Below are 12,550 nucleotides of genomic sequence, written 5' to 3'. Positions count from 1 at the left end.
ACAATAGAAGATAGGTTTTGTGTAATGAGCACAAAATAAGTATCTATCTATTTATTATTTCACTATATTTGCACCAGTTATAATTTTAAAACGTATGATTATGGCACAGAATGAAGAAACATTGTATTTCAATAATACACATCCTGAAGTTAGACAGGAAAGTAAAGATAAAACTCAGGACGCTGCTGATAAGGCAGCTTGGAAGAAAGTAGCGGTAAGTGGAGCTGCTGGTATCTTGTTAGGTGCAAGTGCTATGTATGTCACAGATGCCTTTGCTGCAAATACAAAAGAAACTCCCGATACAAAACCGGAAGGGGAGAATCCATCGCAAGATGCTGCTGCAGCTAATGATAATGCCTCTATCAAGGTAGCTGAGAGTCATGATGAGCAGAGCTTTAAGGAGGCATTCGATGCCGCTAGAGCCGAAGTAGGTCCTGGTGGCGCTTTCCATTGGCATGGTAATATCTATAGTACTTATACCGAGGACGAGTGGAACAACATGACAGATGCAGAAAAGAACGACTATGCTGAGGCTGTAAAGCCAGAAGTACGTGCAGAAGAAATGAATGCTGCTCCTCATCAAACTGAAGATGTTGCTATGGTATCTCATTCTTCTCATACAGACCAGGATGTATCTGTTGCTCACAATGATGCAAATTTGCATCAGGCAAGTGATGTGCAGGTGGCTGATGACCAAAATGCAGATGTTCATTTGGTTAATGCGGGTGAAGTTCAGCTTGCTGATGGCTCCATGGCTACAGTGGGTGTTTTCGACGTGGATGGTCAGGAAGTGAGTGTGGTAGATTTTGATCAAGATGGAAATCCTGATGTTGCGATTTGTGATGCCAATGGCAATGGAAGTATTGACGTTGGTGAAGCAGTTGATTTGCATACAGGACAAGTGATTACTCCAAGTGGTAGTAATTTCGCTGATGCCGGAGTTGATGATTCTGCTGATCCAAATCTCCAAACTGCATCCTTGGAGAATCCAGATGTTGCTCCTGATATGCCAGACTATATGTCTGATGCTGATATTCAGATGGCATAAACATTGATTAAAATAGATGGTGGCAATGGAAACTAAAAGAATCAAATGTCCGAGTTGCGGTGTTTTGCTTGACGTGAGAAATTCTCAAAACGAAGCGGTAAAGATGATTACTTGTCCTCAATGTAAAGCTCAGTTGAGAGTGATGTTCTCACAGCAACATGCTGCAACTCCGCAATCTTTTGGGGAAACAGAATATGTTGGTAATAGTAATGGTGAGACGCAGTATGTGAATCGAGATAATGGAGAAACTCGTTACGTGGGGCATTTCTCTTCTCCTTCTCAATCTGATGACACGATTCTTGCCGACAAGAAAGAAGAAGTTACCCCCGGTTATTTGCTTTATGGTGGTCAGAAGTATCCGTTGGGGTTCGGCAATAATGTGATAGGCCGCAAGGCTGCTACTTCGCAGGCAACTGTACAGATAGCTACTGATGATAGATATATGAGTCGTCAGCATCTTGCCATCCAGGTAATTAAGGCTTCTACGGACAAGGTTAGGGTTGTGGTGTCTAACTATCATAATAAAAATGCCAGTTATGTGAATGGACAATTATTGAACGAGGGTGACCAGCTCGTCTTGACAGAAGGAAGTATCATCAAGATGGGTAACACAACGGTTGTTTATCATCAAAAATAAAGCTAACAATGAGAATCAAGATATATCAGCCTTTAGCTATCCATGAGTTGGGTAAAAGGGCGAACCAGGAAGATAGCATCTATCCAATAGAGGGCAAAGCAACGGAGAATGACCGTTTGTTTTTGCTCTGTGATGGTATGGGTGGACATGAACATGGCGAGGTGGCAAGCCAAAGTATTTGCAAAAGTCTTTCTTCGTTTTTGTTGCAGCATACAGTTGCTTCAGAAGTCTTGGAAGATAAGTTGCTGTCTGATGCTTTGGCGTATGCCTACGAAGAGCTGGATAAACTGGCTGTTGCGGGAGATTCCCGTCAGATGGGAACAACTTTAACTTTGCTGTATTTTCACAGTAATGGATGTACGGCAGCCCACATTGGTGATAGTAGAATATACCATCTCCGTCCATCTTCGCATACCATATTATATAAGAGTCGTGACCATTCCCTGGTGTATGATCTTTATCAGGCTGGTGAGTTGACCTATGAGGAGATGAAGACATTTCCACAGAAAAATGTCATCACCCGTGCGATGATTGCTGGAGATAAAAATCATCCAAAACCTGATGTTATCCATATTTCAGATATTCAGCCAGGTGATTACTTCTATATTTGTTCTGACGGCATGTTGGAACAGATGGAGGATGAGGAACTGTTGGATGTCTTTGCTGCGAATGTTCGTGATGAAGAAAAACGACAGATGCTGATTTCTGAAACCTCAGATAATAAAGATAATCATTCAGCTTATATTGTACATATCAAAGAGGTGAGTCATGACGAGGCTGATGTAAGTCTTGTGAATGAAGAGCCTACGGAGAAATGCAATGCTTTGAATATCAAGCCTGATGTGGAAGAGTTGACTGCTTCTCCTGATGTTGAAGTCGTAAAGCCTGCTGGTACACCGCCGCCTGTTCCTGATAGTGTAATCGTTGATTTGGTGAATAAGCAGAAAAGAAAGAAACTCCTGTTTGTTGCTTTCATGGCAATAGTGGTGTTGGCTGTTGTAGGAATGTTTGGATATGGCTACTATAGCAAGCATAAAGCAGAGGCTGCTTTGCTTGATTCTCTTCATGAAGATTCTATGATGACCGTGAAAGAGTTTAATAGCCAGCAAGAGTCAAAGACAGATACAACAAAACCAGATTCAATAAAGTAAGATACGATAAAAAATGGACGAACTAAATAATCAAAATATGCTCCAAGTAGGAACCATCCTACACGGAACTTACAAGATAGAAAGCTACTTATCATCAGGTGGCTTCGGCAACACCTATTTAGCAAAGAACATCGAGTTTGATGAGACTTATGCCATCAAAGAGTTCTTTGTAAAGGGCGTGTGCCAGCGTGATGGTAATAGCACTACAATTAGTGTAAGTAATGCCGAGAATACCAATAGCTTTGAGCAACAGCGAGAGAAGTTCAAGAAAGAAGCTCGCCGTCTCCGTAGTCTTAGTAATCCTCATATTGTCAAGGTCTATGATCTTTTTGAGGAGAATGGTACTGCGTATTATGTGATGGATTATGTGGATGGAGAAAATCTATCTGCACGTTTGAAGCGTACCAATGCACCTTTGGCAGAGTCTGAGGTTCGCAATTACTTGAATCAGATATTGGATGGTCTTGAGGCAATCCATAACGAAGGTATGTTCCATCTTGACATCAAGCCAGCCAATATTATGGTGGATAGTCATGATGTAGTCAAGTTGATAGACTTTGGTGCAAGTAAGCAGCAGAGTACGGTAGGTGGTGCCACGATGAGCACGGGTATCAGTTATACAAATGGCTATGCTCCTAGTGAGCAGATGGCGCAGAGCTATGATAAGTTCGGTCCATGGACAGACTTCTATGCTCTTGGTGCTACTATGTATAAGTTACTTACCAATCAAGACCCCCCATCAGTTTCTGACCTTTCTGAAGACGAGACAGAGGACAAGCATCTTGCCCTCCCTATGCCTAATGTCTCTGGGGAAATGAAGAAATTGGTGGTTTGGATGATGCAAGAGAAAAGGTTGAAGAGACCGAAGAATGTTGGGGAAATAAGACGTATCTTGCAACAGACTTCTGTTGCTACTTCTAACAATGAAGAGACAAAAGCGTTTGGTCCTTATCAATCTTATGCTAATCCAGTTAGTGATGATGAAGAAACTGTGTGGGCAGATAAGGCTGAAAAAGTAGAAACAGAGGTCAATGAACAAGAAAAGTGTAATGAAAAAGAACAAACGAATTCTTCTAATAGTCATATCTATTTAAAACTTATGGTTTGTTTCGTAATAGCGTTGCTTGTTATTTTAGCAATATTATTCTTACCTCAATCTGCTCGTACAGCAGCAAATACCAATGTCGCTAGTACAGATTCAGACTCTGCCTATTTTGTTGGAGAAGCAACTGCTGATTCAGATGGAGTTTATGTGGAGAATAAGGAAGAGGTATTCTTTAATCAAACGGTAAAATATACAGGAACAGTACTGACAAATCCTGATCCAGGTAGATTTTATCCATGTGATGATAATGGTGAACTTACCTTTAGTGATGGGCGAATGTATAAGGGACCTTTTAATCGTGGTAGGATGGAAGGTGATAATGCAACTTTCATTTATCCAAATGGTGATACATACACAGGTTCTTTCTATGATAATCATTTTTCGAAAGGCACATATACTGTAAAGACAACAGGTGAACAGTTTATCGGTACATTTGATAGTAATGGTCAACCAAAGAAAGGTGCTTGGTATGATAAAAAAGGTAATTTTTTACAGAATGTTTAAATGTTAGCAATGAGATATTTATTTACGATAATAATATTGTTTTCTTTTTCTCCTTGTTATTGTCAGCAAACGACAATAACGAGGAAAACTAATCCTATAACAATGGTACGTAAAAAGCCTACAACCAAATTCACTTCTAATATTAATTTGAGGGAGGCCGTCTTTTCTGTGGTCGCAGAGAATGAAAATGGAGTTCCTTTTTCACATGGTACAGGCTTTTTCTTGTCTTCTTCAGGAGTAGGAGTAACTAATTTCCATATTCTGCAAGGTGCAGTAAAGGGATATATTCAAACTTCTAAAGGTGAACAATTCGAAATAAGTCAGGTTCTTGATTATAACCCAAATCTTGATTTGGTGAAATTTAAGGTAAATGTAAAAAATAAAGTGCGACCATTGAAGCTTGCTGTTAGGAATATTGAGCAAGGTAGTGCTGTCTTTAGTTTTGGAATGCCAAAACAATATAGGACAAATAATACAGTGCAAACTGGGTTGTTTCTACAAAGGATTAAGTTGCAAGGTTATGGCGATGTATTGCAAACGACATTGCCAATAGAGAAATATTCTTCAGGCTTACCTGTGGTTATTGGTACAGGAGAAGTCGTTGGACTCCTTACAGACAAGATAAATGGTAGTTTAAATGTTTCTTATGCTATAAGTGTAAGCAATATCAAAGCGTTAAGTAGAAGTCTTGATCTACCAATAAGCGAAATGGCTACAAATCCAATGGAAACTGCAGATGTAAAAAAGGCTTATTCTTATGGTGAAGGTGGGGAATATTATAAAGCGGTAAAAATGTTGAGTAATGTATTGTCGGTAAATCCAACTAATCATCTTGCATTATATTATCGTGGCGTTTTTCAATGTCGCGGAAAACTTGACGTGGAAGCAGGCTTAGCTGATTTAGCTAATGCTTGTAAAATGGTAAATTATGGTAACTATGAGTATAATATGCACTATTCTACATTTTTAAGGAACCAATTCTTGATAAATACTGATATGAATGTAGAGGATAGGTCTGTTTTAGAACAAATTGTGTTTGTTTTGAAGAAGTGCATAGAGATAGATTCGAATAGAAATGGTGCTTATGCTCAGCTGGCGTATATTTTGTCTGTGTATTATAAAAATGTTCCAGAACGCCTAAAGGAAGCTCTGGATTATTCTAATCATTCTATAGAATTGGATGGTACTGATCCTGTGAGCTATATTGAAAGAGCTGAAATCAAACGGCATCTTCACGATGTTGGAGGTGCTGTACTAGATTGTGAAAGTGCAATAGAATTGGCACCGAACTATTATAGATCATATTTTATAAGAGGTGACATCAAATTCTTTGATTTGCGTTCGTTTAATGAGGGGTTGATGGATATAAATAAAGCATTGTCTTTGGTTCCCCAGAATCGTAATAACGAAAAAGCTGATATATTGGGCTTGCGAGGTATGGCAAAGGCAAGTAAGGCGTTAGTAGAACGACCTTATGATTTGAAATTAGTGTTAGCTGATGCTGTAAAAGATTTGGATGAGGCGTATTCTCTTTATCCACGTCCATTGTTTATAGAACGGAAAAATGAAATATTAAGTGAATTAAATAAATAAAATTATGAAGAAGCTATTTCTTTTGAAAGGATTATTGGTGATTCTTATGTCTTTTTTTACGATTGGAGGTATGGCGCAAAATAGTAAGAAGGTACTCTTGCCTATATTTGATGTAGGTGAAGTTAGTACGTTGCAGCCTTCTAATAATGGCAAGGTTCTTGTCATTCCTGCATTTTTGAGTGTAAGACGTAATCAAATTCAAATGTTAGATGTTGAACATCAACAAATTGATATGAGTGTATTATTTGTGTTGGAGCATGTGGCTGGTAATAGTCTACGTTGGTTCATTATAAATGCAGAGACGAAGAAAGTTTTGTCGTGTGCATCACTTAGTGGAATGAGTATACAAAAGAATGGTGATGACACTATTTATACATTTTCTGCTTTGTATGATAACCTCTTGGGACACCGGAATTGGAATTCAATGTTGTCATTAATGGCAAGGCAAAATGCGGCTCTTAACATAAATGCTGTAAGTATAATTATGGGATTGGATAACAATTTAGTCTTAGAGTTGGTGGGAGTTATAGGTAATGATTCTACTCTTGCTGATATTGTTGGTAAGTAGAAGTAATGTATATACAGAGAATGTAAAATATTATAAAACGGCTAATTCGTTCTCCTGCTAATTGAAGTGTTTAATTTGGAGGTTGAAAAGTGAGGCAAGTGCGGACTCTTCTTTAATTTGTTTAATGATTTAAACTAATATGTTATGACCTAGAAAAGGTTATAGCTTACTAAAGACGCTGTAAAGGTGGTCGTTAGTTTATTTTGCAATTTTTATTTGGACCCACTAGTTGGACACGATGTTGAATATTGTTTAAATATACTAATAGACTATATCTTTACAGGCTTTAGTAAGTAAAAAAAGGGAATCACTATTTGCGTACATCGGATATGATGAGTATGAGAGATTCGCACGGCTTATATTAAATCGTAGTTCAAATCGCAAATAGGCAGATTCTCTAAAAGATTTCAATAATGAATAAAAGGGAAAAATATGAAGATTGAAATGAAAAATATAGTTCTTGTTTTGTTTGTGCTTTGTGCTTTTGAAGCACATGCACAATCATTGGGAGGAGAGATTGTGCGTAAAAAAGAAAAGCCTACTTTGCGTTCTGCTTGGAGTTCAACTTTTGCTGATACTCATACAAAAGTTGTATATAAGCGAGTTGATAAGCATTTGAAGGTTACTAATGTGGATTATAATATGTACAGTGAGGCATTGAAAGTTGAAGCAGATAAAGGCAATGCCAGTGCTCAGTATGCACTCTCAAAGGTTTATGCTCAAGGGTTGGGAGTTGATGTTGATGAGAAGAATGCTCAGTTTTATCTGAAGAAAGCTTTAGAAAGCAAATATCCTGCAGCTCAATATACATGGGGTAGACTTCTTCAGATGGGAGTTGATGGTGTTGTACAAAATACCGAAGAAGGGCATAGGTACCTTCAAATGGCTGCTGCTAATGAGTGCAAGGATGCTTATTACTATTTGGCGTATGATTATTATAATGGAATTGGAACTACAATAGATTATCAAAAATCTAGAATGTTTTTTGAAAAAAGTGCGAATGAAAATAACTCTTACGCTCTTTATTGGCTTGGAGCAATTTATGATATTGGGCAAGGAATAGTAATGAATCCTTCAAAAGCTTTTCAATATTTCATGCGTAGTGCAATGTTGAGAAATGCTGATGCACAAGCTGCTGTTGGTAAGTTCTATTTGTATGGTAGAGGTGTAGCTAAAAATGACGAGAAAGCATTTGAATGGTTTACGCAATCTGCAAATAATGGTTCATTGGAAGGTAATCATTGGTTAGCCGTTTGTTACAATGAGGGATTGGGGGTTGAACGGAATCCTAAAGAAGCATTTAAGCGATATACTTTGTCTGCAGAACAAGGATTCGCAGAATCACAAGTTCGCCTTGGCATACATTATATGTGTGGTGATGATGTTGCACCTAAAGATGTAAAGAAGGCTATAGGGTACTTTATTAGTTCTGCTAACCAAGGTAATGCCTTGGCTCAATACTGTCTTGGTGAAAGTTTTCTCGATGGTTCTGTAGGGGAGGTTGATAAATATAAAGCAAAAGTATGGTTTCAAAAGGCTGCTGCGCAAGGTGAGCAACATGCAATAGAGGCTTTGAATAATTTGAAATAATTTTAATATGAAACGTTTAATATCTGTTTTTATTTTATTTTTTTTTGTCGAATTTGTTCTCGCACAAAAATCCGTAAGTGATGTAGTTGAAGTTTGTCAAATGGAAAAGACGAAAATTAGGACTTTTTCTATGAATGGTAAATCTATAAAAGTAGATGTAGAAAAAACGGTGAAAGACTATTATCAAGGTGATGTAAATGGACGTTGGTATGGCATTCCTGTAATTATAGAGTGTGGGGCAAAAGAATATAATATAGCTGAAGCTCAATATTTGTTAGGAATTAGTTATATGGAAGGAATAGATCGTAATAAAAATATAGATGAGGGGATGACGTGGCTGAAAAAAGCAGCTGATCAATTCCTTCCTGAGGCAATGGGAGAGTTTGGATCTTATTGCTCAGATTTTGGAAAAAAGGAATTAGCAGAAAAGTATCTGTTGTTAGCAGCTAAAGTTCCAAGTAATTGGGCTTATTACAATTTAGGTCATTTGTATAGTGAAAGTGGAAAATTAGATTTGGCAGAAAAGTATTATAGACTTGCTATAGACAATGGACCAAAAGGACAAGCAAGAGCCATTCACAATCTAAATATTCTTTTAGTAAATCAATATAGGTACGCAGAAGCAATGCAATTGCTAAAATTGGGTGTTGAGAAATATCACGATTCGTATTGTATGGGAACATTAGGAGTTCTTTTGTATTCTATAGGTTCTTTGTGTAATAATAATCCTAGTCAGCAAGATAAGAATAAAGCTATAGAACTATTTAAGCAGGGTGCATCGTTAGGAGATAAACGGTCTATAGAGATGTTGAATGAAATTAATGGAAAATGATGAGAAAGATATTTTTTTTGTTTTTGCTTGTTTCAATGGCTCTCTCGATAAAGGCTCAAATACAGCCTTTGTCGAGACAACCAGTAATGCGTCCCATAGAACCTCCTCGGGTGCAGGGAAGATTTACTCAAACATGGGGGAAAAGGGTAACTGTAAAATACACGGCAGGAATAGACTATAATGTTTATAGCCAAGAATTAATGAATGCTGCAATTAAGCAGGGAGATGCCAAGGCGCAGTTTGCATTAGGTTATCTTTACTATTATGGACTGACTGTACCCCAAAGTTTTTCTTTGGCGGCAAAATACTTAAAGATGGCTGCAGACAAAGGCTTAGCAGAGGCTCAATGTAAAATCGGCTTATGTTATGCCGATGGTTTGGGCACAGATAAAAATGAGATGTTTGCATTTAAGTATTTTCAAAAAGCTCATTTGAAAGGAAATGTTGAAGCTACAGTATATTTGGCTTGGTGTTATTTTAATGGGTTTGGCGTAGAACAAAATTGGAGTAAGGCTGCTGCTTTTTATAAACAAGCTGCCGATAAAGGAAATGCTGTTGCTCAATGTGCGATTGGATTTATGTATGACAAAGGAAAAGGTGTAGTCGTTGATAAGAATAAGAGTTTACAATATTTTATGCTTGCCGCGGACAATAATGATGCTGATGCTTTTTATGAACTTGGATACAAATATCATAATGGTGAAAATGTAGAGAGGGATGCGTACAAATCCTTTCGCTATTTTAAAAGGGCTGCTGATTGTGGAAATTCTGATGCTGCTCTTTGGGTTGGAGAGTGTTATAAGGGAGGACGTGGTATAGAGGAGAATCCTCATTTGGCATTTGAATATTTTTTGAAATCTGCTAAAAGTGGAGATGGTATGGGATTATTTGAAGTTGGCTTTTGTTATTATCGGGGAAATGGAATAAAGAAAGATATGCAAGAAGCTGTTCATTATCTAAGCCAAGCTGCTTTAAAGAAAAATGGTCCAGCAATGGCTACTCTTGGTATCATATATTTTCAAGGTGATGGTGTAAGTCAAGATTATAAACTGGCTTATAAGTTGTTTTATGATGCGGCAAATCTATGTGGCATTATGGGCTTTATTGCATATAAATATTTAGGGGCTTGCTATGAATTTGGTCTTGGAACTGAAAAAGATATTGATAAGGCAATCTATTGGTATGAAAAAGATGCAGCGTTGGGATTGCATCAAGATATTATAGAGCATTTAAAGGATTTAAAACAAGAAAGATAATTATGGGTAATGTTGTTTTTATAGAATCAATGCCTGAAGGTTCATATGATTTTTGGGGGATGATGAAATGGGAAATTAAAGATAATCCATAGTATCAAGGGTTGAATGTATGTTTTGAGACTGTTGAAAATAAGAAAGATTTCAAAGAAGTTGTAACTTGTTTGTTGAAGCAGGTTTCAAAAGAGACAACTCTTGTCCTTCACTTGTGTGTACATGGTGATGAAAATGGAATAGCATTTAAAGGGTATGAAGTAAATCAATCTGATGATGATTGTATATTATGGGATGAGTTTATACAAACTGTTAAGCCTTTGAATGAAGCTGTAGATTGTAATTTGATTTTGTTTTTGCAAGCTTGTTTCTCTTCGTCACTAGGGGAAAAACTTTCAAAAACTAAGTTTTGTAAGTGTTTGATAGCAGGAGAAGGACTTGTTCATTCTAAAGAACTTGAACTTCTCTTTCAATTTTATAAGACATATGCAGAGACTATGGATGTTAAGTCTGCATATGATGCAATGATAAATACCAAATATGTTGATGTGTATCATAATGAGATTCAAATATATAGTAGTTATAAATGTTTTCTAAATGATGTGTCAGTGGAGGAGATGAAAGAATGAAACGATTAGCAATAATAATGTTTTTCTTGTTGTGCATTTTGTTTTTGCAAGCAAGAACCTATATCGTGTGTGTTGGCATCGCCGATTATCCCGGTCGTCAGAACGATCTTCGGGTTAGTGCGAATGATGCCAAGACCATATCGGGTATCTTTACCAAGAATGGTAATGCTACGGTTGATTGTTTTGTCAATTCAGACGTTACTATCCAAAAGGTATGTACGGCAATGCGTAATACATTTGCCAAGGCTTCGCCATCAGATGCTATTATCCTATACTTTAGTGGTCATGGTGTGCCTGGTGGATTGGTGTGTTACGATGGATTTTTGTATTACTCTTCCGTATTGAGCATTATGAGACAGAGTAAAGCTCAGCAGAAAATGATATTCGTGGATGCTTGCTTTGCAGGGAAAATGAGAAATACGAATAAGAGGAGTACTAACTATTCTAAAGAGAATGTGATGTTCTTTCTCTCTTCCCGTTCAACGGAGAAATCCTTAGAAACTCCGAGACAGACAGGTTTCAAGAACAGTCTGTTTACGGTGTTTTTGGAACGTGGCTTGCGAGGTGGTGCTGATACAGACAAGGATAGAGTTATCACGGCTAAGGAAATCTATAATTTCGTGCATCAAGGAGTAGTAGAAGCATCAGGGAATCGTCAGCATCCCGTAATGTGGGGTAAGTTTGATGGGAATATGCCAGTAATAAAATGGTGAATATCCTTAAATTCGTTCATGAAAATCTAATGGATACATAAAATATGGTATTACTTTTAATACTTTTAACGCAAAACATTTGCTTAAGAGTATTATTATTCGTACCTTTGCCTGCGTAATCAAAACATTCAATGATATGAAAAAGTACAAAGTCAAAGATGTTTTGCAGATGTTGAAGAAAGATGGTTGGTATTTGGCGAGAACCAAGGGTGACCATAGACAATTCAAGCATCCTTCCAAGTCTGGAACCGTAACGATTAGAGGTAAGGAAAGTGAAGTGCTGAATCAATTTCTTCTTAATAGCATCTGGCACCAGGCAGGTTGGAAGTAAAACTTCCACAGCCTTGGTGCATTCGCTTTTTGAATTAATAATGATTTTAAAGTAGCACATTATGGAAAAGATTATTGTTAATGTTGCGTGGTGCGACAAGAATTTTGGTGGTTCTCTTGGTAGTAATGTACCAGGTGCGGTGGTTTTTACAGCACCAACCTTTGAAGCTTTGCAAAAGGAGGCAAAGGATAGTTTAGAGTTTCATGTTGAAGGTCTTGTGGAAAATGGAGAAGATGTTCCAGAATGGCTGAAGAATGGCGATTATGAGTTTGTGTATAACTATCAGGATGCAACTACTCTTTTGAAGGCATATTCTCCATACGTTTCTCTAGCGGCAATTAGTCGTGCTTCTGGAATAAACCAAAGTCTTTTATCACACTATGTGAATGGATTGAAGAAACCACGTGAGCAGCAGCGTAAACGTATTGTTGATGGTCTTCATAAAATAGGATCAGATTTACAAACGATTATGTGTGTATGAATTTTGCAAAACGGATGCTTGAAGAATGTGGTCAAGCATCCGTTTTGTCATTTGGTACTTCCAGCTCCCCATTTCATACATTTATCCCCCAATTGTCTATGCTGTTTCGGATAAATTCACT

General features: G+C 37.5%; 13 protein-coding genes. All 13 read left to right on the top strand.

Annotation, left to right across the window (positions count from 1 at the left end):
• Positions 1 to 100 precede the first annotated feature (100 nt).
• The 13 genes from F7D20_RS02220 (at position 101) to F7D20_RS02160 (ending at position 12,429) form a co-directional block, all read left to right on the top strand.
• Positions 101 to 1,048 carry a hypothetical protein gene (locus tag F7D20_RS02220; RefSeq protein ID WP_158462663.1) on the top strand — a complete coding sequence of 316 codons (948 nt, stop codon included), beginning with the start codon at positions 101 to 103 and terminating at the stop codon, positions 1,046 to 1,048.
• A gap of 25 nt (positions 1,049 to 1,073) precedes the next feature.
• Positions 1,074 to 1,685 carry an FHA domain-containing protein gene (locus F7D20_RS02215; protein ID WP_194253472.1) on the top strand — a complete coding sequence of 204 codons (612 nt, stop codon included), beginning with the start codon at positions 1,074 to 1,076 and terminating at the stop codon, positions 1,683 to 1,685.
• Between the two features lie 8 nt (positions 1,686 to 1,693).
• On the top strand, positions 1,694 to 2,836 hold the full coding sequence (locus F7D20_RS02210) for a PP2C family protein-serine/threonine phosphatase (protein WP_158462661.1): 1,143 nt from the start codon (positions 1,694 to 1,696) through the stop codon (positions 2,834 to 2,836).
• Between the two features lie 13 nt (positions 2,837 to 2,849).
• The gene (locus F7D20_RS02205) at positions 2,850 to 4,445 is read left to right on the top strand and encodes a protein kinase domain-containing protein (protein ID WP_158462660.1); all 1,596 of its coding nucleotides are present in this window, start codon (positions 2,850 to 2,852) and stop codon (positions 4,443 to 4,445) included.
• Between the two features lie 102 nt (positions 4,446 to 4,547).
• Positions 4,548 to 6,038, top strand: coding sequence for a S1 family peptidase (locus tag F7D20_RS02200; protein WP_194253471.1), 1,491 nt, complete (start codon positions 4,548 to 4,550; stop codon positions 6,036 to 6,038).
• Between the two features lie 4 nt (positions 6,039 to 6,042).
• A complete protein-coding gene (locus F7D20_RS02195) occupies positions 6,043 to 6,606 on the top strand; it encodes a hypothetical protein (protein WP_158462658.1) in 564 nt (187 codons plus the stop codon).
• A 432-nt stretch (positions 6,607 to 7,038) separates the two neighbouring features.
• The gene (locus tag F7D20_RS02190) at positions 7,039 to 8,196 is read left to right on the top strand and encodes an SEL1-like repeat protein (protein ID WP_158462657.1); all 1,158 of its coding nucleotides are present in this window, start codon (positions 7,039 to 7,041) and stop codon (positions 8,194 to 8,196) included.
• A gap of 7 nt (positions 8,197 to 8,203) precedes the next feature.
• Positions 8,204 to 9,028, top strand: a complete 825-nt coding sequence (locus F7D20_RS02185; protein WP_158462656.1) for a tetratricopeptide repeat protein — start codon at positions 8,204 to 8,206, stop codon at positions 9,026 to 9,028.
• Positions 9,025 to 10,284: a tetratricopeptide repeat protein gene (locus tag F7D20_RS02180; protein ID WP_158462655.1), complete on the top strand. Its 1,260-nt coding sequence runs from the start codon at positions 9,025 to 9,027 to the stop codon at positions 10,282 to 10,284. Before F7D20_RS02185 ends, F7D20_RS02180 begins: the two co-directional genes overlap by 4 nt.
• A gap of 101 nt (positions 10,285 to 10,385) precedes the next feature.
• Complete coding sequence (locus F7D20_RS02175; protein WP_158462654.1) at positions 10,386 to 10,904, top strand: hypothetical protein; 519 nt, start codon at positions 10,386 to 10,388, stop codon at positions 10,902 to 10,904.
• Positions 10,901 to 11,617 carry a caspase family protein gene (locus F7D20_RS02170; RefSeq protein WP_158462653.1) on the top strand — a complete coding sequence of 239 codons (717 nt, stop codon included), beginning with the start codon at positions 10,901 to 10,903 and terminating at the stop codon, positions 11,615 to 11,617. The genes F7D20_RS02175 and F7D20_RS02170 overlap by 4 nt, the downstream gene beginning before the upstream one ends.
• A 136-nt stretch (positions 11,618 to 11,753) precedes the next feature.
• Positions 11,754 to 11,948, top strand: a complete 195-nt coding sequence (locus F7D20_RS02165) for a type II toxin-antitoxin system HicA family toxin (RefSeq protein ID WP_158462652.1) — start codon at positions 11,754 to 11,756, stop codon at positions 11,946 to 11,948.
• Positions 11,949 to 12,009: 61 nt separating this feature from the next.
• Positions 12,010 to 12,429, top strand: a complete 420-nt coding sequence (locus F7D20_RS02160; protein ID WP_158462651.1) for a CopG family transcriptional regulator — start codon at positions 12,010 to 12,012, stop codon at positions 12,427 to 12,429.
• Positions 12,430 to 12,550 lie beyond the last annotated feature (121 nt).

The organism is Segatella copri (assembly GCF_009495355.1).
Taxonomy (GTDB): domain Bacteria; phylum Bacteroidota; class Bacteroidia; order Bacteroidales; family Bacteroidaceae; genus Prevotella.
This window is presented reverse-complemented; position numbering and strand designations above follow the sequence as displayed.

Bases quoted from the DNA above. Each gene is read 5' to 3' on its own strand.
- F7D20_RS02220 (WP_158462663.1), top strand. From the start codon at position 101: ATGGCACAGAATGAAGAAACATTGTATTTCAATAATACACATCCTGAA.
- F7D20_RS02215 (WP_194253472.1), top strand. From the start codon at position 1,074: ATGGAAACTAAAAGAATCAAATGTCCGAGTTGCGGTGTTTTGCTTGAC.
- F7D20_RS02210 (WP_158462661.1), top strand. From the start codon at position 1,694: ATGAGAATCAAGATATATCAGCCTTTAGCTATCCATGAGTTGGGTAAA.
- F7D20_RS02205 (WP_158462660.1), top strand. From the start codon at position 2,850: ATGGACGAACTAAATAATCAAAATATGCTCCAAGTAGGAACCATCCTA.
- F7D20_RS02200 (WP_194253471.1), top strand. From the start codon at position 4,548: ATGGTACGTAAAAAGCCTACAACCAAATTCACTTCTAATATTAATTTG.
- F7D20_RS02195 (WP_158462658.1), top strand. From the start codon at position 6,043: ATGAAGAAGCTATTTCTTTTGAAAGGATTATTGGTGATTCTTATGTCT.
- F7D20_RS02190 (WP_158462657.1), top strand. From the start codon at position 7,039: ATGAAGATTGAAATGAAAAATATAGTTCTTGTTTTGTTTGTGCTTTGT.
- F7D20_RS02185 (WP_158462656.1), top strand. From the start codon at position 8,204: ATGAAACGTTTAATATCTGTTTTTATTTTATTTTTTTTTGTCGAATTT.
- F7D20_RS02180 (WP_158462655.1), top strand. From the start codon at position 9,025: ATGATGAGAAAGATATTTTTTTTGTTTTTGCTTGTTTCAATGGCTCTC.
- F7D20_RS02170 (WP_158462653.1), top strand. From the start codon at position 10,901: ATGAAACGATTAGCAATAATAATGTTTTTCTTGTTGTGCATTTTGTTT.
- F7D20_RS02165 (WP_158462652.1), top strand. From the start codon at position 11,754: ATGAAAAAGTACAAAGTCAAAGATGTTTTGCAGATGTTGAAGAAAGAT.
- F7D20_RS02160 (WP_158462651.1), top strand. From the start codon at position 12,010: ATGGAAAAGATTATTGTTAATGTTGCGTGGTGCGACAAGAATTTTGGT.